Genomic DNA, 22,657 nt, shown 5'->3' on the forward strand with positions numbered 1-22,657 from the left:
CCGATTGACCGGATGTCCGCAATGCATCTTGATGTGCAGGATCTGAGGAACTTTTACTACCGCAGCACGCTGGGGCGTGCAGCGCAGGCGGCCATTCGCGGGCGCCTGATTGAACTTTGGCCCGAAGCCAAGGGGCAGACAGTGGCCGGATTCGGCTTTGCTGTGCCGTTGTTGCGCCCGTACCTGGCAGATGCGCGCCGCGTCATTGGGCTGATGCCTGGACCTCAGGGCGTAATGCCCTGGCCTGCGGGGATGCCGAATGTCTCTGTTCTGACCGAAGAAACGCTTTGGCCAGTTGAAACCGGCCATGTGGACAAGCTTGTTGTGATGCATGGGCTGGAAACGTCAGAGAGGCCGAACCAGTTGCTGGATGAATGTTGGCGTGTTTTGGGACCCGGAGGTCGGGCCGTGTTCATCGTTCCCAACCGGGGTGGTCTGTGGTCACGCACTGACAAAACGCCGTTTGGCTTTGGGCGTCCTTACACAGCCACGCAGCTGGAAAACCAGCTTAAGGCGCATCACTTTCTGCCCGAGGCGCACTGTTCGGCGTTGTACCGGCCACCTTCGTTCCGCCGCTTTTGGCTGAAATCCGGAAGTTTGATCGAAAAAACCGGACAAAGAATTCCCACTGTGATGGCAGGCGGTGTGCTGATGGTTGAGGTCAGCAAGCACATACGCCCCCCCAGCGGAAGCGTGACCAAAGATGCAGTCAAAAAGCCGATTAAGGCACTGGACGGCTTGTTGAAGCCTGCGTGACAATCACGGGCTTTCCGACGCGGCAATAATGCGGGAAAAAAGTCACAGGAATCGCAAAAACCTGCATATTCGTAACATTTTTCAACTGAGCCAACGGGTTCAAACGGTCGCACTTGAGCTAAGTGCATGAAAAGTAACGTTTTGTGGATAAATATGTTACCGCTATAGCGTATTGCTTGGTTCGAACACCTCTGCTACATCCCCGGTGATTTTGATCCCCGCCCTTTATGGACGGGGTTTCTTCACGCCCCCGGGTAGCTGCCGCACGCGAATTCGGGGCCTCAAATATCGGAAGGGTGGACGTGTCCGAACCAGCTTCGATTTCCACGGGCATTGCCGAGCGCTATGCTACGGCGATCTTCGAGATCGCAAAAGAGAACAAAGACCTCGCAGGTCTGGAATCTGGCATCAATGATCTTGCAGCAGCACTGGGCGACAGCGCAGAGTTGCGCGACCTGATCGCCTCGCCGCTGGTTTCCCGCGCCGAGCAGGAAGGTGCAATCATCGCTATTGCCGACAAAATGGGTCTGAACGCGATTCTGCGGAATACGCTGGGCCTGATGGCGCAGAAGCGCCGCCTGTTTGTTGTGCCGCAGCTGGTTCAGGTTCTGCGCGACATGCTGGCTGACGAGCGTGGCGAAGTGACGGCCGATGTTGCCTCGGCCAAGGCGCTGACCAAAACACAACTGGAAAAACTGTCCAAGACGCTGTCCGAGCGTGTGGGCAAGACCGTGACTATCAATGCGACCGTGGATGAAAGCCTCATCGGCGGTCTTGTCGTTAAAGTGGGCTCGAAGATGATCGATAGCTCGATCCGTTCGAAGCTGAACTCCCTACAGAATGCAATGAAAGAGGTCGGATAAATGGGAATCCAAGCTGCAGAGATTTCTGCAATCCTGAAGGACCAGATCAAGAATTTTGGTCAGGAAGCCGAAGTGGCCGAAATCGGCCGCGTGCTGAGCGTCGGTGACGGGATTGCCCGTGTATACGGCCTGGACAACGTGCAAGCGGGTGAGATGGTCGAATTCCCCGGTGGCATCATGGGCATGGCCCTGAACCTGGAAAGCGACAACGTTGGTGTCGTTATCTTCGGTTCTGACCGTGACATCAAAGAAGGTGACACTGTTAAGCGCACCAACTCGATCGTGGACGTTCCGATTGGTGACGAGCTGCTGGGTCGCGTTGTTGACGGTCTGGGCAACCCGCTGGACGGAAAAGGTCCGATCAACGCGTCCAAGCGTGGCGTTGCAGACGTCAAAGCCCCCGGCATCATCCCGCGTAAATCGGTGCACGAGCCGATGGCAACCGGTCTGAAATCAGTTGACGCGATGATCCCGATTGGCCGTGGCCAGCGGGAACTGATCATTGGTGACCGTCAGACTGGTAAAACCGCCGTTGCTCTGGACACCATCCTGAACCAGAAAGTTTACAACGACGCAGCAGGCGACGACGAGTCGAAGAAACTGTACTGCGTTTATGTCGCGATTGGTCAGAAGCGTTCGACCGTTGCGCAGCTGGTGAAGAAACTGGAAGAGTCCGGCGCGATTGAATATTCGATCGTTGTGGCCGCGACCGCGTCCGACCCGGCACCGATGCAGTTCCTGGCACCTTACGCCGCGACCGCGATGGCTGAATACTTCCGTGACAACGGCCGCCACGCGCTGATCATCTATGATGACCTGTCGAAGCAGGCTGTGTCCTATCGTCAGATGTCCCTGCTGCTGCGTCGTCCGCCCGGACGTGAAGCGTATCCGGGTGACGTTTTCTACCTCCACTCGCGCCTGCTGGAACGTTCGGCGAAGCTGAACGAAGATTTCGGCGCAGGCTCGCTGACTGCTCTGCCGGTTATCGAAACTCAGGGTGGTGACGTTTCGGCGTTTATTCCGACCAACGTGATCTCGATCACCGACGGTCAGATCTTCCTTGAAACCGAACTGTTCTATCAGGGCATCCGTCCTGCTGTGAACACCGGTCTGTCGGTTTCTCGTGTGGGTTCGTCGGCCCAGACCAACGCGATGAAATCGGTTGCTGGCCCGGTTAAGCTGGAACTGGCTCAGTACCGCGAAATGGCGGCCTTTGCCCAGTTTGGTTCGGACCTCGACGCCGCAACTCAGCAGCTGCTGAACCGTGGTGCGCGTCTGACCGAGCTGATGAAACAGCCCCAGTACTCGCCGCTGACCAACGCGGAAATCGTCTGCGTCATCTTCGCAGGTACCAACGGTTACCTCGACAAGATCGAAGTCTCGGATGTTGGCCGCTATGAAGCCGGTCTTCTGGCACACCTGCGTGGCAAACATGCGGACCTGCTGAAGTGGCTCACCGACGAAGATCCGAAGATCAAAGGTGATGCGTCCGACAAGATCAAGGCAGCGATCGACGAATACGCCGCAACCTTCGCTTGATAGGAGGTTCCGATGCCTAGTCTGAAGGACCTTAAAAACAGGATCGAGTCGGTCAAATCGACCCGCAAGATCACTAAGGCCATGCAGATGGTCGCGGCTGCAAAACTGCGCCGCGCCCAGGAATCTGCCGAAGCCTCGCGCCCCTATGCCGAACGGTTCAATGCCGTGATGGCGGGGCTGGCGGCTTCGGTCGGGGGCAGCGACAGCGCCCCCAAGCTGCTCCGTGGTACGGGCAGTGATGATGTCCATCTGCTGGTTGTGATGACAGCTGAACGCGGCCTGTGTGGCGGCTTCAACGCGAACATCGCCAAGCTTGCCCGCGCCAAAGCGGAAGAGCTGCGCGGCAAAGGCAAGACGGTCAAAGTTCTGACCGTCGGCAAAAAAGGCCGCGACGCGCTCAAGCGTGACTTGGGCGATCTGTTCGTCGGACATGTGGATCTGAGCGAGGTCAAGCGTCTGGGTTATTCCAACGCGCAAGACATCGCGAAGGAGATCCTGTCTCGTTTCGACGGGGGTGAGTTCGACGTTGCCACGATCTTCTACTCGAAGTTCGTCAACGTTGTGACCCAGATCCCGACGGCACAGCAAGTCATTCCCGCGTCGTTCGAAGACGAAGCGGCGGGTGACGACAGCGGTGCAATTTTCGACTACGAGCCCAGCGAAGAGGCCATCCTGGCCGACTTGCTGCCCAAGGGGGTTGCGACCGCGATCTTCTCGGCTCTGCTCGAAAACGGAGCGTCTGAACAGGGTGCACGGATGTCCGCGATGGACAACGCGACACGCAACGCGGGTGAGATGATCGACAAGCTGACGATCCAGTTCAACCGCTCGCGTCAGGCCGTGATCACCAACGAGCTGATTGAAATTATTTCCGGCGCCGAAGCGCTGTAAGAAAACCGGAGACGAAACATGGCGAATGCAAAAGGCAAAGTCACACAGATCATCGGGGCCGTCGTCGACGTGCAGTTCGATGACGCGCTGCCTGAAATTCTGAACGCGCTGGAAACCACCAACAACGGCAAGCGCCTGGTGTTGGAAGTTGCTCAGCACCTGGGTGAAAACACCGTACGTACCATCGCGATGGACGCGACCGAAGGTCTGGTCCGCGGCGAGGAAGTAACCGACACCGGCGCGCCGATCTCGGTTCCGGTTGGTAACGCCACCCTGGGCCGTATCCTGAACGTTGTCGGCGAGCCGATCGACGAGAAGGGCCCGGTTGAAGCATCTGAGGCCCGCGCGATCCACCAGCCTGCACCGACCTTCGACGAACAGTCGACTGAATCGGAAGTTCTGGTGACCGGCATCAAGGTTGTTGACTTGCTGGCCCCATACGCCAAAGGCGGTAAGATCGGCCTGTTCGGCGGCGCCGGCGTTGGTAAAACCGTTCTGATCATGGAACTGATCAACAACATCGCAAAAGTGCACTCGGGCTTCTCGGTGTTCGCGGGTGTTGGTGAACGGACCCGTGAAGGGAACGACCTGTATCACGAGATGATCGAATCGAACGTTATCAAGCCGGACAACCTGTCGGAAAGCCAAGTGGCCCTGGTATACGGTCAGATGAACGAACCTCCGGGTGCGCGTGCACGTGTTGCTCTGACCGGTCTGACCCTGGCCGAGCAGTTCCGTGACCAGTCCGGTACCGACGTTTTGTTCTTCGTCGACAACATTTTCCGCTTCACACAGGCGGGTTCCGAGGTTTCGGCTCTGCTGGGTCGTATTCCTTCGGCGGTGGGCTACCAGCCGACATTGGCGACCGACATGGGCGCGCTGCAGGAACGCATCACCTCGACCAAATCGGGCTCGATCACCTCGGTGCAGGCGATCTACGTGCCTGCGGACGACCTTACCGACCCTGCGCCAGCAACCTCGTTCGCTCACTTGGACGCGACCACCGTTCTGAACCGTGCGATCTCGGAAAAGGGTATTTACCCTGCGGTTGACCCGCTCGACTCGACCTCGCGTCTTCTCGACCCGGCCATCGTTGGTGAAGAGCACTACGCGGTTGCGACCGACGTTCAGCAGATCCTCCAGCGCTACAAGTCGCTGCAGGACATCATCGCCATCCTCGGCATGGACGAACTGTCGGAAGAAGACAAACTGACCGTGGCCCGTGCCCGTAAGATCGAACGCTTCCTGTCGCAGCCTTTCGACGTGGCCGAAGTCTTCACCGGTTCGCCCGGCGTTCAGGTTCCTCTGGATGTCACCATCGCGTCGTTCAAAGCGGTTGTTGCTGGCGAATACGATCACCTGCCCGAAGCGGCCTTCCTGATGGTTGGCGGTATCGAAGAAGTGATCGCCAAAGCCGAGAAGATGGCCGCAGAAGCCGCCTAAGGAGTATCCCTGATGGCAAACACGATGCAATTCGACCTCGTCAGCCCCGAGCGGAGCCTTGCTTCGCTCAGCGCGACGGCGGTCCAGATTCCCGGCGCGGACGGGGACATGACGGCGATGCCCGATCATGCCCCTACCATCACCACGCTGCGCCCCGGTCTGCTGAAGGTTGAGGCACCCGAAGGGTCCAGCGAATACCTGGTCACCGGCGGGTTTGCCCAGATCAACGGCGACAGCCTTTCGGTTCTGGCCGAAAAGGCCATTCCGGTGTCAGAAGTGACCCGCGCGCATCTGGACGAGATGATCGAAGACGCCCGCGCCTCGCATGAGGCGGCCAAGGGTGGCGATGATCAGACCATCGTCGACGATGCCGCCAAGCTTCTGGCCGATATGGAAGCGCTTGGGACGCATATGAGCCTGTAATCGGCTCTATAGTCAAAGATTTGAACGGCCTCGCATTTGCGGGGCCGTTTTTTTGTCGTGCTTTTGCCGAATTGCCGGGATAACTTGCGGGAATTCAAGAATAATGATGACAAAATGAAAAAGTTCCTAACCCATCCAATTGGCATTGATCAGGGCGAAGATGTACTGTTTTCGGAATTTGCCGAAGGCGGTGAGATGTGGACGGGGCAGGGCCCTCGCGAGCGTCGCACGCCCATTCAGTTCAAAGAACCGTTTCGGACCCCGCCAATTGTTCAGATCGGAATTTCGCTTTGGGATGTCGACACGTCGTCAGCGCTGCGTGCTGAAGTGCAGGCTGAAAACATTACCACCGAAGGGTTCGAAGCAGTGTTTCGCACATGGTCCGACACGCGTATTGCCCGCATCCGGGCAAGTTGGACCGCGATTGGAGAGGTCGCGCACCCGGATGACTGGAATATCTCCTGATCCGGGTTCAGACCATCGCGCTTTAAGGAAGCGCGGTCGTCAGTCGCCCTGTGCTTCGATCATATCCACACGTGTGGCGTGGCGGCCGCCTTCGAATTCGGCCCCCAAAAACGCATCCACGATGTCCAGCGCCTGACCTTCGCCCACAACGCGCGCCCCGATGGACAGCATGTTGGCGTTGTTGTGCTGGCGGATCATCCGGGCCGAAAAGGCGTCTGAACAAACGCCGCAGCGAATGCCCGGCACTTTGTTTGCCGCCATCATGATACCCTGACCGGTACCACAAAGGATGATGCCCAAACCGCAATCACCGGATGCAACAGCCTGGGCTGCGGCTTTCCCATGCTTGGGGTAGTGGGTGCTTTCAGGTGTTGCCGGGCCGATATCGACCACCTCCCAGCCTTGTTGGGCGATGTGTTTCGCCACGGCCTGACGCAGATCGATCGCGGCGTGATCACTGGACAGAACAATGCGTTTGTTTGCGGACATCGGAGGTCACTTTCCTCTTTCGCGTATCCAAGCTCATGCCAGCGAAAGCAAGGCAGAGCAGATCAGTGTTTCAAAAAGCAAAAGGGCGGCTTGTTTGGCCGCCCCCTAGAGCTCAATCCATCTGGTACATGGATTCGTAGATCGGCGTCAGTGTCTTGTCTTCGAACAGCGAAGACACGCTGGTGCCGTTCCAGATGTTCAGGATCGCTTGGGTGAAGATCGGCGCGGTTGGTACGATGCGAATGTTCTTGGCTTTGGCAACTTCTTTGGTAGGTTGAATCGTGTCCGTCAGAACCAGCGATTTCATCACTGAATTGGTGACGCGTTCAACCGCAGGGCCGCTCATGACGCCATGCGTGATGTAGGAGTGAACCTCTTTCGCGCCGTTATCCAGTAGGACCTGTGCCGCCTTGCAGAGTGTGCCAGCGGTATCACACATGTCGTCCACAATCAGGCAGATCTTGTCTTTCACGTCACCGATCACCGTCATTTCGGCCACTTCACCCGCTTTTTCGCGGCGCTTGTCGACAATCGACAGCGGTGCACTGATCCGCTTGGCCAGCTCACGAGCACGGGCTACGCCGCCCACGTCTGGCGAAACAACCATGATCTCGTCCAAGTTGTCCTTGAACTGATGTTTCACATCCAGCGCGAAGATTGGCGAGGCATAGAGGTTGTCCACCGGGATATCGAAAAAGCCCTGAATCTGCGCGGCGTGCAGGTCCATGGTCAGAACACGTTCAATACCAGCACCGGTTAGCATGTTCGCCACCAGTTTGGCGCTGATTGGTGTGCGGGCCTTGGTGCGGCGGTCCTGGCGGGCATAGCCGAAATAGGGAATTACAGCAGTGATCCGCTGCGCTGACGAACGGCGCAACGCATCGGCGATGATCAGCAGTTCCATCAGGTTGTCATTCGCCGGGTTCGACGTTGGCTGGACGATGAACATATCCTCGCCCCGGACGTTTTCGAACACTTCGACAAAGATCTCGCCGTCATTGAACCGCTCGACCCGCGCATCGACCAGACCCTGGTCGACGCCGCGATACAGGCTCATGCGGCGGGCAATGGATTCGGCAAGCGGAAGATTGGCGTTCCCAGCGATAAGCTTGGGTTCGTGGAGTGTCGGCATCGGCTGAGGTCCCCGGGCAGCTTTGGCAATGTGACAGATTCGTGATGTTGACACCGCTTAGCACGGGTCTAACGTCCCGCAAAGGCAACGCAGCGGAGAAAGTGAACATGACCCAGATTGACTACTATTTTGCGACAATTTCGCCCTACACCTATCTGGCCGGAAACCGGCTGGAAGAGATCGCGGCGAAACATGGTGCGACTATCAACTACAAACCACTGGACATCATGGCCTTATTTTCGCGCACAGGGGGCACCCCGCCGAAAGACCGCCACACCTCGCGCATTGAATACCGTGCACAGGACTTGCTGCGTCAAGCCAAACGTCTCGGGGTGGAATTTAATCTGAAACCGGCGCATTGGCCAACCAATATGGCGCCGTCTTCATATGCGGTTATCGCTGCGACCAAGGACGGTTCAGGGGATGTGGGCAAGTTGTGCCAATTGATCCTGCGCGCTTGCTGGGCCGAAGAGAAAGACGTGGCCCAGGATGACGTGATCCGCGATTGCCTGGCAAATGCAGGATTTGATCCGGAATTGGCAAATAGCGGGTTGCTTGTTGGGGCGGAAACCTACGCTGCCAATCTGGAAGAGGCCGTGGAACAAGGAGCCTTTGGTGCACCATTCTACATCACGCCGGACGGGCAACGGTTCTGGGGACAGGATAGTCTGGATGATCTGGACCAGCATCTGGCTGAGACGAAGGGATGACAGCTTCGGCTGTCTCACCACAATCCGTCTTCGTCAGGCGGTTGGGAGAGGGCGCGCGCAAATTGCTCGCCCTCCATTGTACCATTGCGCATTCCGGGGCGTGGTCGGGATTGGCCAAGGCGTTGGACGGTAAAGTCTCTTTGGTCGCGCCAGATATGTTGTCTCATGGGCGCAGTCGAGATTGGGACGGGCAGGGGAACTTCTTTGATCACGTCACCAATAACGCTGCGGCTGAACTGACGGGGCAGATGGACGTCGTTGGCCATTCTTTTGGGGCGATTATTGCACTGAGACTGGCCTTGGAGCATCCCGAACGCGTCCGAAGCCTGACATTGATCGAACCCGTCTTTTTTGCCATAGCACACCGGGACGCGCCGGATTTGTTCGATCAGCATGAGAAAGATATTGAGCCGATAAACAGCGCCTTTAATGAGGGCGAAAACGCTCTGGCCGCACGTTTGTTCAACCGGATGTGGAGCACTGGCATCAGCCCGAAATGGCCCGATTTACCCGAACGGACGCGCGCTAATATGGTGCGTGGGATACATGCCGTTCCAGCCGTGCACTCGGTGCTTTATGATGATCAGGCCGGTTTGCTCAAAGCCGAGACGCTGGAACGTGCCGCCATGCCGACCCTGATCCTGAGCGGATCAGAAACCCATCCCGTAATCCCCGCCATCTGCGCGGGTTTGGAGCATCGCCTGCCGCAAGCGCACCATGCGGTGGTTCCGGGCGCAGGGCACATGCTGCCCATTTCGCACCCTCATGAAACAGCGGCGCTGCTTCAAGCGTTCTGGCAATCCAGTCCTACAGAAGATTGAGAAACTGATCGATCTGGGATGTTCCAATAGACCAGTCGCAGACCAACCGGCACGCCAGGCTTTCACCGTCATCCTCACCCTCCAGCTCATCCCCCCAAAGGTGATAGATCGCACCGGCGTTATGCAGTTGCTTGTGCTTGGCGCGCGAGAAAGAGGCAAAGACCATGTTGGCTTGCGGTTCATGCAGGAATTCAGCGCCCTTGGCGCGCAACCCGTCGGCAAGACGGGCGCAGTTGGCGTTGGCCTGACGCGCCAGTTTCAACCACAGATCATCTTCAAGGTAGGCGGCCATCTGCGCTGACAGATAACGGTGTTTCGAGAACAGATGCGCCCCGCGCTTGCGTCGCAGTTCAAATTCCCAAGCCTTGCTTTCATCGAAAAACACAACCGCTTCGACCCCCATCAGGCCATTTTTTGTGCCGCCAAAGCTGACAGCATCCACGCCCGATTTCCAGGTCATCTCAGCCGGGGAGCAATTCAACGCGACCAGCGCATTGGTAAAACGCGCACCGTCCAGATGCACCGGAAGGCCGTATTCCTTTGCCACCCCGCACAGTGCCTGCAGTTCCTCCAACGAATAGACTGATCCGCGCTCAGTGACCTGAGTGATCGACACAGGCCCGCGTTGCGGTCCATGCACACCGCGTGTTTCTTCACCCAGGATCGATCCGCGTAATGCTTCGGGTGTCATCTTGTCACCGCCAGGCACAAGGGTCAGCTTGGCACCGCTGTAAAATTCAGGCGCGTTGCACTCATCCTCGTGGATATGGGCAACCGGAGAGCAGAAGACCGACTCCCACGGGTTCGACAGCGTCGCAAGAGCCAGAGAGTTCGCCGCGGTCCCGGTGGCCACAAGATACACAGCAGCGCCCGGTGCTTCGAAAATGCTGCGAATGCGGTCGCGCACCTCGTTCATCAGCGCGTCAGCACCATAGGCCATCTGATAGCCCTGATTGGCCTCGGCCAGTTTTGCCATGACCTGAGGGTGTACCGGGCCGGAATTGTCAGAGGCGAAATACATCAGGATGCTTCCTCAATAATATAGTCTTCCCACTCTTCCATGGGGGTTTCGAACTCGGACACTGTACGTCCCTGAACCGACATGCCTGCCGCGTGCACGCTGTCGGGCGTACCAGATATCAAAGGATGCCAGTCGTAAAGGGGCTTGCCTTCCCACAACAGGCGATAGGCGCAGGTTTGCGGCAGCCAATAGGCATGTTCGTCTATGTTGTCGGGGGTCATCACAATACATTCGGGCACGAACTGGTGCCGGATATCGTATTGCGTACAGCGGCAGCTTTCATCGTCCAGCAGCCGGCAGGCGACACAGGTCAGTGCAACCTCGCCGGTGTCTTCGTCTTCCAGCTTGTTCAGGCAGCACTTGCCGCAGCCATCACACAACGCTTCCCATTCGCGCTGGTTCATCTTCCGCAGAGGTTTGCGTTCCCAAAAACGGGCGGGCAGGCCGGTGCGCTCGATCGGATCCGTGCTCATAAGGCGGCCAGAATGCCGCGGGCTTTTTCGCAATCTGCATCCATCTGGGCAATCAGCCCGTCCAGCCCATCAAAGGTAAGTTCTGGGCGCAGGAAATCGATCAGGCCGACAGACAGGGTTGCGCCATAAAGATCGCCGGAAAAGTCGAAAAGGAAGGTTTCGACATTGGGCACTTCACCCTGAAACATTGGTCGAACTCCAATCGAGGCCGCACCGTGGTAACTGCCCTGATGCGGGCCATCCAGTACGTCGACCAGAACGGCGTAGACACCAAATTTCGGCAGGTGAAGACCTTCAATGGACATGTTTGCAGTGGGAAACCCCAGCTCGCGCCCACGCTGTTCACCGCCGACAACTTCGCCTTCGATCCTGTGCCAATGGCCCAGCATCGCCGCTGCATCACGCGGGCGGCCTTCGCTTAACGCGGTCCGAATTGCAGTTGACGAGACCACGTTCTCGGACCGCTCCATCAGTGGGGCGATCGTCACGCCAAACCCCATCTCTTTCCCAAATCGGACCAGGTCATCGGCTGAACCGCTGCGGCCTTTGCCAAAGCAGAAATCAGCCCCCACCACCACATGCGAAAGGCCCAGCCCGTCACAAATCACGGTGCGCGCGAACTCTTCCGGTGAAAGCCCGGCCAGCGCTGCATTGAAGGGCAGCTCGTAGAGCTTTTCTACACCCAGTTTTTCCAGCCGGTGCGCTCGTGCATTACCGCGCATCAGGCGGAACGGAGGCGAATCCGGCGCAAAGTATTCGCGCGGATGCGGTTCAAAGGTCATGACACCCAGCGGCGCGTCAGGAGCTGCTTGGCGGGCCATTTCGATGACCGACCGATGCCCCACATGTACGCCGTCAAAGTTGCCGATCGCTACGCTGGCGCCGCGATCTTCTGGCTCGACAAACTGGAAATCCCGGATGATGTGCATAAGCGATTGCGTAGCGTCGCGTCGCGATGAGTTCAAGCGGCAGTTTGAATTCTGCAAATGCCTCGGTCTGAATTCCCCCGAACCCAACAAAACGCCCAACAACAACGCCAAAGCATCCACCACATGGCATTATGCGCAAAGCCAACTGCTTGATTCAAAAAAATACCTGCGTGTAGACTGAACATCCGGATCTCAGGATGCGCTGCGACCCGGTTCAGGCCCGGCCAGGTTCAATAGAACCCAGCACAGGAGGCAGACCATGTATCGATTGCGACTGTTCGCGATTCGCCATGCCCGCACATTCGAGTGGATTTACAAGTGCGTCGAACGCGGCATGGTCGCGATGGATCCGCTTTTTGCAAAGATCGGCTACAACCGCGTCGAACGCCCCATAGCGTTGGTTGAAAAGGGCGTCAAAACCCTGTTGTTCGACTGCAAGATGTGCGGTCAATGCGTGTTGTCATCGACCGGCATGTCCTGCCCGATGAACTGCCCAAAGCAGTTGCGAAATGGTCCGTGTGGTGGCGTGCGTCCAGGCGAGTTCTGCGAAGTGAAGCCTGACATGAAATGCGTGTGGGCCTTGGCCTGGGACGGAGCCAGCCGCATGCGGCACGGGGGCGAAAAGATAAAGGAAGTTCTGCCGCCAGTGGAACACACTTTGAAGGGATCCTCATCGTGGTTGCGGGTCAGCCGCGAGATTGCCGCACAGGAACGCGAGGCCCGCGATGCCGCGCGTGTAACCCTTGCCGAAGCCTTCCCGGAGGCACGTGAAAACGAACCTTCCTCAGCGCCGCTGGCCACCGAGCCGCCCAATGCAATGAACCGGGAACTGAAGAAATGAACGATCCACATCGCAGCGATGTAGAGCCAATCGGCTATGTTCCTGTTCCTGACGGGTATGTATCGCACAGTCGGTTGGAAAGGGTCTTGCGCTCGGGTCGGTTTGCGGTGACGGCCGAGTTGAACCCACCCGACAGCGCTGACCCCGAGGATGTTTTTCAGGCCGCGCAACCGCTTGGAGAGGTGGCAGACGCAATAAACGCAACCGATGCTTCGGGCGCGAATTGCCATATGTCTTCGATTGGAATTTGCGCATTGCTAACGCGCGCTGGCTATTCTCCGGTGTATCAGATTTCCTGCCGGGACCGGAATCGCATTGCCATTCAGGGCGATGTGCTTGGGGCTGCAGCGCTGGGCGTGAGCAATGTTCTGTGTCTGACCGGTGACGGCGTTGGCGTGGGGGATCAACCGGGGGCAAAACCGGTATTCGACTTTGATTCCCTGACCTTGCTGCGAACAATCCGAACCATGCGCGATCAGGGAAAATTCCTCTCGGGCCGCAAGATCACACGTCCCCCTCAGCTGTTCTTAGGTGCGGCAGAGAACCCTTGCATTCCGCCTTATGACTGGCGTCCTGATCGTCTGGCGAAGAAGGTTGAGGCAGGGGCCGAATATATTCAGACCAACTATATCTACGACATTCCGCTTTTTGAGAAATTCATGGATCGGGTGCGGGATGTCGGTCTGGACAAGAAAGTCTTCATAATCGCTGGCGTGGGGCCGATTGCTTCGGCGCGCGCGGCGCGTTGGATGCGCAGCAATGTGCCCGGAATTCACATCCCGGATCAGGTTATTGAGCGGATGGAGAAGGCCGAAAAACCTGCTGAAGAAGGCAAAAAAATCTGTATCGAGCTGATCCAGCAGATCCGCGAGATCGCGGGAGTCTCGGGCGTTCATGTGATGGCCTACAGACGCGAACACTTGGTGTCAGAAATCATTCTGGAATCCGGTGCATTGAAAGGGCGCAGGCGCGCGCGTCCTTCTTCAGGACTTCGTGCAGGAAACTAGATTTGGTGAGCTCCAAAACAAAAAGGCGCCCGTCAGCGGATGCCTTTCTTTGGTCTGAGTTGGCACGCAGATCAGTCGAACTTGCGCGACGGTGCCAGGACCATGGCCTCTCCGATCAGAACCTTCTTGCCTTCGACCGAGCAATGGCAATCCAGCTTGACCCGGCGCTTGGAAAAATCGATGTCGACAACCTTTACTTCGGCGTAAACCATGTCGCCGGGGCGCACAGGTGCCAGAAATTTTAGCGACTGACCCATGTAGACAGTGCCATGGCCGGGCAGTTGTTCGCCAATCACGGCCGAGATCAGACCCGCTGTCAGCATCCCGTGGGCGATACGGCCCTCAAAGATCGTGTCGCGGGCATAATCGTCATCCAGATGCACCGGATTACGGTCGGTTGAAACCTGCGCGAACATCTCGATGTCTTCGTCCGTCACCACTTTGCGCAGGTAGCGGGACATGCCCATTTCGATGTCTTCAATACAGATCGTTCCGCGTGGAAGATTGTCCAACATGTTGCCCTCACTCGAAATCGGCCGTGAAAGAAAAAACCATCTTTAGGCCAAGGTTGGCAACTTTATTACTTCGCAACTGCAGAAAATCAAGTCTTTTCTGACTACCGCAAGCGACCGATTGTAAAGGTCGGGTTGATCTTTTCCCTTTTGATATAATCGGTTAGCGATTCATGATGCGGGTGGTGCGACGTTTTTGTCTCGGCTGCGGCCAGACCGCCTGAAATAAACAGGGAATCAATGCCCTCTCCCATGCCGCCCAGAATGTCGGTATGGGGTCCGTCGCCGATCACCAGAATGTCGCCATCTGGAACATCATGCCCCAGCTCCTGCAACCTGCGGCGGGCCAGATCATAAATCGGCGGATGCGGTTTGCCGAAATACAGGCTTTCACCACCCATTTCGGTATAGAGCTTTGCCAACGCCCCCGCGCACCATTCCCGGACCTCTCCTCGGTCAACAACAATGTCGGGATTGGCGCAAAGCAGTTTCATTCCCATCTGCTTGGCATAGAGGAAGTCGGGTCGGTTCACATCCGGGTCTGCCATTGGATCGAACGGGCCACAGCAAACGATGCCTTCGGCCTCTTTAAGCGGCACACGTTCAATGTGAACGGGGTGATGCAGCAGTTTCAAAGGTTCGAAAAAACCCGCATCCCTTTGCCATTCCCCCATGAAGTAGACCTTGTGTCCGACAGCGCCCCTGAACATCGCTGAACGCGCGGAATCTCCGCTGGTCGCAATGGTGTCATAGGCATCGGCGGGCACATTGAACTGACCCAACTGTTCAGCCACGCCTGCCCGAGGCTTCGGTGAGTTCGTCACAAGTACAACAACCCCGCCTTTTGCACGATAGGTCTGCAATGCCGCAACGGCTTCGGGGAAGGCGGTGATGCCGTTGTGCACACAGCCCCAAAGGTCGACAAACAGCGCCTTATAGCGGTCAGAGATCTCGGCAAGCGAGGAAACGATCTGGGTCATTGGGGCCTCTGTAAGTAAATTCGCGGTTGCGACAGCTATGGCAAAGCTGAGACCCAAACACCATCCCGCATTCCCTTTTGCGCCGAGGATTTGGTGAATCTACTAGTCGTCTTCAGTAACGTCCGTAACATCCGGGGCCTGCTGGACGTTTTCAGTTCCCAAAATGATCTGTGCTCCAATTCGGGTCTGGTACCGAATAACGGCCAGATATCCGGGCCCGAGTTCCTCCTGCAATACATCAACAAGGGGGGGATCACGCAGGTTTTCAGGCAGTAACCCTGCAACGGAAGAAACTTTGAACTGTGCTTCGACAGGCAGGTCGACGATCAGCCAGACCTCGACCCGTTTGCGCTGGGCGTTGACATCTACCCGAATGATTTCAACTGAAACTGGATCGGCCCATTCTCTGATGGCTTCGGCCAGTTGGGCCTCGGTGCGCGTTTCAAGATATCGATTGTATGTGGACTTCCCGAGTTGCAGCACCACGACGACCAGGAATGCCAGTGCAACAAACACGCTTGCTGTAAAATTCAGTTTGCGCTTGCCCTTGCTGAAAACCACCGACCGTGCCGCATAGACCAGATAAACGGCGCAGGCCGAAAGAATAATTGCGCCAAGATTTGTTGCGAACAACAAGCCCGCCTCGTAGGCCTCGGCAGGCTCGCCAAAATACAACAAAATACCTGCTGCTGAGAGAGGCGGCACAAGAGAAACGCCAATGGCTGCGCCGGGCAATAGACTCAGCTCGGATTTGTTGATTTGAACATAGGCACCGGCAACGCCAGCCGCGAGCGCAACGATCAGGTCTTCGGTTCCGGGATCTGTACGTGCAAGGACCTGATCGGGGATCAGAATACCGCGTGGGACGTCTGCGACATAGACCATGAACCATGCCATCAGCACACAGGCACATGCCGCCAAGCATACCGTTAGGGCCAGAGCAACTGCGCGCTTTAGCCAGCCCATGACCATCGCGGCAGCCACCCCCAGGATTGGAGTCATAAGGGGCGCGACAAGCATGGCCGCAATGACAACGGCCCCGGAATTGCGCAGCAATCCCATGGTGGCAATCACAACAGACAGGGTAAGCAGCATCGCAAAGCGCCGCCAATATGCGGCTTTGTCTGTCCCCTCAAATCGGAGGATGCCTTTGGTCGTACTGAGGCTTCGAATAACGATGGTGTGTGCCTGACCTAATTTGAGTTCCGTACCCAAAGACAGATTAACAATCGTTACCGTTTCCGCAAATGGCCGAACAAAAAGAAAAAAGGCGCCCGATTGGACGCCTTTCTTTTGACTTCAATTGCCGATCAAACCTTCAGGTTTGGAATGATCTGCTTTTTACGGCTCATTATGCCCGGCAGAACAACGGCATCGCCATCAACGGCGGCACCAAAGCTTTTCTCGGCAACAGATTTGACCAGATCGTTCGGAACCAGCAGCGTGGCCTCTTCGTTCAGAATGTCGACGACGAACAGAAGAACCTGGTCGACACCGTCTTCAGCGGCCACGTCAACCATCGATGCAGCCAGGCTGGCTTTGCGATCCAGCACGACGCCGGGGGCTGTTGTTTCCAGAACCGAGACGCGGAACTTGGTGCCGTCCACTTCGTATTCCTTGCTGTCCATGCGGATCAGCTCGGCGTCAGAAAAGGACGAGACGTCTGATTTCGCAGCAAACATGTCGGCTGCATAGGCCGAGATGTCCAGCTCCAGCTCAGCGGCCAGCTTTTCCGCCACCGCACGGTCATGCGCTGTGGTGGTAGGCGAGCGGAATTCCAGCGTGTCCGACAGAATGCAGGTCAGGGCCGCGCCCTTGATGGCGTCGGGCATCTTGGCAGCGTCGTCGCCCATGAGGTCGACCATGATGGTCGCGGTGCAGGCCAGCGGGCGCACGGTGATGTCGATCGGACCTTTAGTTTCCAAGCCACCGACCAGCTTGTGGTGGTCGATGATGGCGCGGATATCAGCGTCGTTGATGCTGGCGGGCAGTTCCGCCGGGTTATTGGTGTCGACGATGACAACGGGAGTGTCCGCAGCCAGATCTTCGATGATGCGCGGCTTGGGCAGGTCCCAGTTTTCAAGCATAAAGGCCGCCTCGGTGTTGGGCTCACCCAGCAGAACCGGCTCGGTCTGCTCACCTTTGATCTCGTTCAAATACCACGACCACAAGATCGGCGAGCCGGTGGAGTCGGTATCAGGGGATTTGTGGCCAAATACTAGCGTTGTCATGTCAGCGTCCTGCGGATTGGAAATTTGCGCGCCTTATAGGGCGAGCAAACGCGGTTGTCACGACACAGTCGATAATGTGCGACCGTTGGTCTGAAAATGGCCCAGCGGTTCAGAATTCCGCCCGCGTCAGGCTGTATCCTGCCTGCTCTAACTGGTTCAGCAGACCATGTTCATCGCTAAAGTGGCCGACGCCTACCGCAATGACGGCAGTTTGATCTTTGATCTCAAGAATATGCGTCATCCAGTTGGCATTGCGTTCAATCAACAACTGCTGTTCGAACTCTGCCCATTCGGCCTCAAATTCTGCTTCGGTCAAACCTGAAAGCTCTTGCCCCAGCATTCTGCCCAATACAAAGACTTCCGCGTGTTTTTCTTCGAAATACGAGCTCGCCATGGTGGCGATCTGGTCTTCGATGTTTTGGAAGGTTCCGGCCATCCGAGCGAGTGATTGAGCCTGTTCTTCGATCGAGTAAGCGTCGAACATGGTCATCAGGTCTTCGATGCTTTCCAGCGAATATTGCGGGATACCGTGCTCTTTTGCCAACTGTGTCAGACGCGCGTCCAATCCGTTGGTTCCGTTGGGATCCTGTATGATGCAAGCCGGCAAAGCCAAAGTCATACTCAGGAACCATGGGCGCATCTTGGCGCCCATCCAGCTGGGAATGCCGCGATCAGCCATCTCTGATGAAAGAGTGGCCCAATCCTCTTCGGAAATCAGATCCACAAGTGTGGGCCCCGATGTGATCAGGACAGGGCTTGGGTCAGCTGCAAGTTTCTGCTCCCAATCTTTCATTTCCTCCTGAAGGATTTCGAAATAGAACGCATCAGCCTGCGTGAGCGTTGGAGTCAGACGCTCGACGATTGCGTCCATCTGCGGGTAGTTCAGGTGCATGGTGCCCACAAGATGCAGCACAGTGTCGTCTTTGGTCGCAATCCAATGATTGCCTTCGGGATACAGAATGTCTGCTAAAGCGTCCTGCAGGTCGGCTTGGACCGCAGGGGACAAATCGCCTCTCAGGTCGCGTCCCTCGCAGCCAGCCTGCACTATGGCGGGCCACAAAAGGCCGAGGAAGAAAAGAAGCACGCGCATCGTTGAATTTCCTTTGAAATCAGAGTTGCTGCAACACTGTACTGGCGGATGGGATGTTGCAAGTTCGATTGCGTTTTCCGATCGGCGGGCTGGTAATCCACCGCAGTTTGCGTAGCATAAACCCATGACCCGCGAGCAGGACCTCTATCCCCCGATCAAAGCACTGTTGGAGCGCCAGGGGTACACCGTAAAAGGCGAGGTGGGTGCGGCTGATGTTGTTGCGGTGCGCGAGGGTGAGGAACCCGTGATCGTCGAACTGAAACTAAGGTTCACGCTGTCGCTGTTCCACCAGGCGATCACACGGCTGAAATTGACAGATCAGGTTTATGTGGCTGTTCGTAAGCCCACGGGTCGAAGCGCGCGACGGGCGCTCAAAGATAATCTGGCGCTGTGCCGACGTTTGGGCCTGGGCCTGATCACAGTGCGCGCTGACAATGCGGTCGAAGTACAGTGCGATCCCGGCCCCTATGCGCCGCGCAAGAACAAAGCCATGACCACGCGGCTGCTGCGTGAATTCGATCGGCTGGAAGGGGACCCGAACGCGGGTGGCGCCACGCGTCATGGCATCGTGACCGCCTATCGACAAGACGCGCTGAAATGCGCGGCCTTTCTGGCCGAAAAGGGCGCAACCAAAGGTGCAGAGGTTGCAAAATCGGTGGGCGTTCCGGCTGCGACTCGGCTTATGCGAGAAAACCACTACGGGTGGTTTGAGAAGGTTGAAAAAGGCGTCTACGGCCTTACTTCTCAGGGAAGCGAAGGGCTGAAGCACTGGGCTTACAGCTGGGAACAGCAGGACTGATCCGATCCGCGAAAAAAATCCCTCACAACTTGTTGACTCGGGGTTTTAGACTCCCTAGCTATGCGTCGTTATCACTCACATACCCTGAGTGCTAACGCCCCGTCGGAAGACGAGGGGAGGATTAACAACTTTGAGCCCAAGGAGCTGCAAAGATGGCATTGAAACCGCTTCATGACCGTGTGCTGGTTCGCCGTACCGAAAGCGAAGAGAAAACCGCAGGCGGCCTGATCATTCCTGACAGCGCAAAAGAAAAGCCCAGCGAAGGCGAAGTCGTCGCAACCGGCGAAGGCGCGCGCAAGGACAGCGGCGAACTGATCGCGATGGCGGTCAAAGCTGGCGACAAGATCCTGTTCGGCAAATGGTCGGGCACTGAGGTTCAGGTCGACGGCGAAGAGCTGCTGATGATGAAAGAAAGCGACATCATGGGGATCATCGAGTAAGCCAAAGCGCTTTCTCTGATCTTCATTACAAACTTATTTCTCAAGGAGAAACGACATGGCTGCAAAGGACGTCAAATTCGACACCGATGCCCGTAACCGCATGCTGGCAGGTGTGAACATCCTGGCCGATGCTGTTAAAGTGACCCTGGGCCCCAAAGGCCGCAACGTGGTTCTGGACAAATCCTTCGGCGCACCGCGCATCACCAAAGACGGTGTTTCGGTTGCCAAGGAAATCGAACTGGAAGACAAGTTCGAAAACATGGGCGCGCAGATGGTGAAAGAAGTCGCCAGCCGCACCAATGACGAAGCCGGTGACGGCACCACCACCGCGACCGTTCTGGCCCAAGCCATCGTTCGCGAAGGTCTGAAGCAGGTTGCAGCGGGCCTGAACCCGATGGACCTGAAGCGCGGCATCGACCTGGCAACCTCGAAGGTTGTTGAAGGCATCAAGTCGGCCTCGCGCGAAGTCAAAGACTCGGCAGAAGTTGCTCAGGTTGGCACCATCTCGGCCAACGGCGAAGCAGAAATCGGCCAGCAGATCGCAGATGCGATGCAGAAGGTTGGTAACGAAGGCGTTATCACCGTCGAAGAAAACAAAGGTCTGGAAACCGAGACCGATGTTGTCGAAGGTATGCAGTTCGACCGTGGCTACCTGTCGCCTTACTTCGTGACAAACGCAGACAAGATGATCGCAGAACTCGATGACTGCATGATCCTGCTGCACGAAAAGAAACTGTCCTCGCTGCAGCCGATGGTTCCGCTGCTGGAGCAGGTGATCCAGTCGCAGAAACCGCTGCTGATCATCGCGGAAGACGTTGAAGGCGAAGCGCTGGCAACTCTGGTTGTCAACAAACTGCGCGGCGGCCTGAAAATTGCTGCTGTCAAAGCACCGGGCTTCGGCGATCGCCGTAAAGCCATGCTGCAGGACATCGCGATCCTGACCGGCGGTCAGGTCATCAGCGAAGACCTGGGCATGAAGCTCGAGTCCGTCACCATGGACATGCTGGGCACCGCCAAGAAGATCGAAATCACCAAAGACGAAACCACCATCGTCGACGGTGCTGGCGAGAAAGCAGAGATCGAAGCCCGCGTTGGCCAGATCCGCACTCAGATCGAAGAAACCACCAGCGACTACGACCGTGAGAAGCTGCAAGAGCGCGTTGCCAAACTGGCAGGCGGTGTTGCCGTTATCCGCGTCGGCGGCATGACCGAAGTTGAAGTGAAAGAGCGTAAGGACCGTGTGGACGATGCTCTGAACGCAACACGCGCTGCCGTTCAGGAAGGCGTTGTTGTGGGTGGCGGTGTTGCTCTGGTTCAGGCCGGTAAAGCACTGGACGCTCTGGAAGGTGCAAACGCTGATCAGAACGCAGGCATCAACATCGTTCGCAAAGCCATCGAAGCGCCGCTGCGCCAGATCGCCGAGAACGCAGGTGTTGACGGTGCGGTTGTTGCGGGCAAAGTCCGTGAGTCTTCGGATGCTGCATTCGGCTTCAACGCGCAAACCGAAGAATATGGCGACATGTTCTCGTTCGGTGTCATCGACCCGGCCAAAGTTGTCCGCACCGCTCTGGAAGATGCGGCATCGGTTGCTGGCCTGCTGGTCACCACCGAAGCTATGGTTGCTGACAAGCCTCAGAAAGACGCACCTGCTGCAGGCGGCATGCCCGACATGGGCGGCATGGGCGGCATGATGTAACCACGTCGAATTCGCTGCGGCGAATTCTGACGGCCCCGACAGGTGATTGGCTGAATGGCCGAGCTACCGAGAGGGGGTGCCATAGTGCTTGTTTTCGGGGTCGCCTTCGGGCGGCCCCGTTTTTGTTGCCAATAGCCGCTATGCGGCTATGCCTCCGGCGGGAGTATTTTGGAAAAGATGAAGAACGGGCCGCATGTCCAAGGATTGTGAGTGTCCATATCGCTTGCAACCGGATATGCGGGTTCCATGCAACTGTTTGTTCTGACCGCCCTGACCATGTGCGCCTTTGCGGCGAATTCCATCCTGAACCGGTTGGCTATCGACAGCGGCGCCAGTGATCCGGCCGGTTTCGCGGTTATGCGGGTGCTGGCGGGCGCGCTGGTTTTGACCGCGTTGGTTTTGGCGCGTGGCGGGCACTTGCCTTTGCACAACCGTCGGCGGGTCATTGGGGCGGGATCACTGTCTCTGTACATGATCGGGTTTTCCCTGGCGTACCTGACACTGGATGCAGGTCTTGGTGCGTTGGTTTTGTTTGCCGTGGTGCAAATCACGATGTTTGCCTTCACTGCCGTCAAGGGTACGCTTCCAACCCGGCAACAGTTGGCGGGCGCGGCCATGGCCTTGGCTGGGTTGGCCTATGTCCTTTGGCCATCGGGTACGGTGCGGGTTGACCCGGCGGGCACCGCCCTGATGATTGCCGCAGGTGTCGGATGGGCTGCTTATTCTTTGGCAGGGCGATCTGAACCAGATGCTTTAAAGGGCACGGCTGCAAATTTCCTTATCGCTTTGCCTGTGACCGGATTAACGCTGCTGATCACAGGGGCAGAATGGAACATGACTGGTATGGGCTATGTGCTGGCAGTTGTGTCCGGGGGTATTACGTCAGGGTTGGGTTACGCTTTGTGGTATCGCGTACTGCCGAACCTTGCACCAACAGTGGCGGCCGTGGTTCAACTCAGCGTACCTGTCATTGCGATCCTGGGGGGTGTTGTGCTGCTTGGTGAAACGGCCAGCGCCCGGCTGGTCTTTGGCACGGCGGTGGTTCTGGGCGGTATTGCGCTGGCCGTGCTGCAACGTCAGCGGAGCTAGGGCTTTCATCGGCGTCT

At 57.2% G+C, this 22,657-nt stretch carries 25 protein-coding genes; 15 read left to right on the forward strand and 10 right to left on the reverse strand.

The annotated features are described in order from the left end of the window. The first annotated feature begins 21 nt into the window (after positions 1 to 21). From GS636_RS10820 to GS636_RS10850, 7 genes are all read left to right on the forward strand, one after another. Entirely contained in the window at positions 22 to 756 is a 735-nt protein-coding gene (locus tag GS636_RS10820; RefSeq protein WP_171669468.1) for a class I SAM-dependent methyltransferase, read from the forward strand. A gap of 302 nt (positions 757 to 1,058) precedes the next feature. Beyond that, on the forward strand, positions 1,059 to 1,619 hold the full coding sequence (locus tag GS636_RS10825; protein ID WP_171669469.1) for a F0F1 ATP synthase subunit delta: 561 nt from the start codon (positions 1,059 to 1,061) through the stop codon (positions 1,617 to 1,619). Further along, entirely contained in the window at positions 1,620 to 3,158 is a 1,539-nt protein-coding gene (gene atpA, locus GS636_RS10830) for a F0F1 ATP synthase subunit alpha (protein WP_171091738.1), read from the forward strand. A 12-nt stretch (positions 3,159 to 3,170) separates the two neighbouring features. Then, entirely contained in the window at positions 3,171 to 4,049 is an 879-nt protein-coding gene (locus GS636_RS10835; RefSeq protein WP_171186434.1) for a F0F1 ATP synthase subunit gamma, read from the forward strand. Between the two features lie 18 nt (positions 4,050 to 4,067). Beyond that, positions 4,068 to 5,492, forward strand: a complete 1,425-nt coding sequence (gene atpD, locus GS636_RS10840) for a F0F1 ATP synthase subunit beta (protein ID WP_171091734.1) — start codon at positions 4,068 to 4,070, stop codon at positions 5,490 to 5,492. A 12-nt stretch (positions 5,493 to 5,504) separates the two neighbouring features. Beyond that, the gene (locus GS636_RS10845) at positions 5,505 to 5,915 is read left to right on the forward strand and encodes a F0F1 ATP synthase subunit epsilon (protein ID WP_171669470.1); all 411 of its coding nucleotides are present in this window, start codon (positions 5,505 to 5,507) and stop codon (positions 5,913 to 5,915) included. Positions 5,916 to 6,029: 114 nt separating this feature from the next. Further along, on the forward strand, positions 6,030 to 6,380 hold the full coding sequence (locus GS636_RS10850) for an H-type lectin domain-containing protein (RefSeq protein WP_171091731.1): 351 nt from the start codon (positions 6,030 to 6,032) through the stop codon (positions 6,378 to 6,380). Between the two features lie 39 nt (positions 6,381 to 6,419). On the opposite strand, the gene rpiB is transcribed toward GS636_RS10850, so the two are convergent. Together rpiB and GS636_RS10860 are read right to left on the reverse strand one after the other, a co-directional pair. Beyond that, positions 6,420 to 6,869, reverse strand: coding sequence for a ribose 5-phosphate isomerase B (rpiB, locus tag GS636_RS10855; protein ID WP_171186432.1), 450 nt, complete (start codon positions 6,867 to 6,869; stop codon positions 6,420 to 6,422). Positions 6,870 to 6,981: 112 nt separating this feature from the next. Further along, positions 6,982 to 8,001, reverse strand: a complete 1,020-nt coding sequence (locus tag GS636_RS10860) for a ribose-phosphate pyrophosphokinase (protein ID WP_171091728.1) — start codon at positions 7,999 to 8,001, stop codon at positions 6,982 to 6,984. A gap of 107 nt (positions 8,002 to 8,108) precedes the next feature. Here GS636_RS10860 and GS636_RS10865 point away from each other — a divergent pair, with 107 nt between their 5' ends. Together GS636_RS10865 and GS636_RS10870 are read left to right on the forward strand one after the other, a co-directional pair. Beyond that, positions 8,109 to 8,711, forward strand: coding sequence for a 2-hydroxychromene-2-carboxylate isomerase (locus GS636_RS10865; RefSeq protein WP_171091726.1), 603 nt, complete (start codon positions 8,109 to 8,111; stop codon positions 8,709 to 8,711). Continuing rightward, positions 8,708 to 9,532 (forward strand): alpha/beta fold hydrolase, encoded by an 825-nt coding sequence (locus GS636_RS10870; protein WP_171669471.1) that lies wholly within the window; start codon positions 8,708 to 8,710, stop codon positions 9,530 to 9,532. The genes GS636_RS10865 and GS636_RS10870 overlap by 4 nt, the downstream gene beginning before the upstream one ends. On the opposite strand, the gene GS636_RS10875 is transcribed toward GS636_RS10870, so the two are convergent. From GS636_RS10875 to GS636_RS10885, 3 genes are read right to left on the reverse strand one after another with little or no spacing between them, the layout of a single operon-like run. Further along, a complete protein-coding gene (locus GS636_RS10875) occupies positions 9,519 to 10,553 on the reverse strand; it encodes a low specificity L-threonine aldolase (protein ID WP_171105590.1) in 1,035 nt (344 codons plus the stop codon). The genes GS636_RS10870 and GS636_RS10875 overlap by 14 nt on opposite strands. Further along, positions 10,553 to 11,026: a YcgN family cysteine cluster protein gene (locus tag GS636_RS10880; protein WP_171669472.1), complete on the reverse strand. Its 474-nt coding sequence runs from the start codon at positions 11,024 to 11,026 to the stop codon at positions 10,553 to 10,555. Before GS636_RS10880 ends, GS636_RS10875 begins: the two co-directional genes overlap by 1 nt. Then, entirely contained in the window at positions 11,023 to 11,955 is a 933-nt protein-coding gene (locus tag GS636_RS10885) for a bifunctional riboflavin kinase/FAD synthetase (RefSeq protein ID WP_171669473.1), read from the reverse strand. The genes GS636_RS10880 and GS636_RS10885 overlap by 4 nt, the downstream gene beginning before the upstream one ends. Before the next feature lie 259 nt (positions 11,956 to 12,214). Here GS636_RS10885 and GS636_RS10890 point away from each other — a divergent pair, with 259 nt between their 5' ends. Next, positions 12,215 to 12,796, forward strand: coding sequence for a methylenetetrahydrofolate reductase C-terminal domain-containing protein (locus tag GS636_RS10890; RefSeq protein WP_171186424.1), 582 nt, complete (start codon positions 12,215 to 12,217; stop codon positions 12,794 to 12,796). After that, the gene (locus tag GS636_RS10895) at positions 12,793 to 13,803 is read left to right on the forward strand and encodes a methylenetetrahydrofolate reductase (RefSeq protein ID WP_171669474.1); all 1,011 of its coding nucleotides are present in this window, start codon (positions 12,793 to 12,795) and stop codon (positions 13,801 to 13,803) included. The genes GS636_RS10890 and GS636_RS10895 overlap by 4 nt, the downstream gene beginning before the upstream one ends. Before the next feature lie 71 nt (positions 13,804 to 13,874). Here GS636_RS10895 and GS636_RS10900 read toward each other — a convergent pair whose 3' ends face one another. The 5 genes from GS636_RS10900 to GS636_RS10920 form a co-directional block, all read right to left on the reverse strand. Further along, positions 13,875 to 14,318, reverse strand: a complete 444-nt coding sequence (locus GS636_RS10900) for a MaoC family dehydratase (protein WP_171091711.1) — start codon at positions 14,316 to 14,318, stop codon at positions 13,875 to 13,877. 101 nt (positions 14,319 to 14,419) lie between these two features. Beyond that, a complete protein-coding gene (locus GS636_RS10905; RefSeq protein WP_171091709.1) occupies positions 14,420 to 15,295 on the reverse strand; it encodes a TIGR01459 family HAD-type hydrolase in 876 nt (291 codons plus the stop codon). Between the two features lie 102 nt (positions 15,296 to 15,397). Then, positions 15,398 to 16,390, reverse strand: coding sequence for a DUF389 domain-containing protein (locus GS636_RS10910; protein WP_171669475.1), 993 nt, complete (start codon positions 16,388 to 16,390; stop codon positions 15,398 to 15,400). A 215-nt stretch (positions 16,391 to 16,605) separates the two neighbouring features. Then, positions 16,606 to 17,526, reverse strand: coding sequence for a manganese-dependent inorganic pyrophosphatase (locus tag GS636_RS10915; protein ID WP_171091705.1), 921 nt, complete (start codon positions 17,524 to 17,526; stop codon positions 16,606 to 16,608). Positions 17,527 to 17,635: 109 nt separating this feature from the next. Beyond that, positions 17,636 to 18,616 (reverse strand): TraB/GumN family protein, encoded by a 981-nt coding sequence (locus GS636_RS10920; RefSeq protein WP_171669476.1) that lies wholly within the window; start codon positions 18,614 to 18,616, stop codon positions 17,636 to 17,638. 124 nt (positions 18,617 to 18,740) lie between these two features. Here GS636_RS10920 and GS636_RS10925 point away from each other — a divergent pair, with 124 nt between their 5' ends. From GS636_RS10925 to GS636_RS10940, 4 genes are all read left to right on the forward strand, one after another. After that, positions 18,741 to 19,415: a DUF2161 domain-containing phosphodiesterase gene (locus GS636_RS10925; RefSeq protein ID WP_171669477.1), complete on the forward strand. Its 675-nt coding sequence runs from the start codon at positions 18,741 to 18,743 to the stop codon at positions 19,413 to 19,415. Between the two features lie 152 nt (positions 19,416 to 19,567). Beyond that, positions 19,568 to 19,855, forward strand: coding sequence for a co-chaperone GroES (groES, locus tag GS636_RS10930; RefSeq protein WP_170352338.1), 288 nt, complete (start codon positions 19,568 to 19,570; stop codon positions 19,853 to 19,855). 55 nt (positions 19,856 to 19,910) lie between these two features. Then, positions 19,911 to 21,551: a chaperonin GroEL gene (groL, locus tag GS636_RS10935; protein WP_171186411.1), complete on the forward strand. Its 1,641-nt coding sequence runs from the start codon at positions 19,911 to 19,913 to the stop codon at positions 21,549 to 21,551. Between the two features lie 246 nt (positions 21,552 to 21,797). After that, on the forward strand, positions 21,798 to 22,640 hold the full coding sequence (locus GS636_RS10940) for a DMT family transporter (protein ID WP_171669568.1): 843 nt from the start codon (positions 21,798 to 21,800) through the stop codon (positions 22,638 to 22,640). The last annotated feature ends 17 nt before the right edge of the window (positions 22,641 to 22,657 follow it).

Source organism: Ruegeria sp. HKCCD4884 (genome assembly GCF_013110855.1).
In the GTDB taxonomy this organism is placed as follows: Bacteria; Pseudomonadota; Alphaproteobacteria; order Rhodobacterales; family Rhodobacteraceae; genus Ruegeria.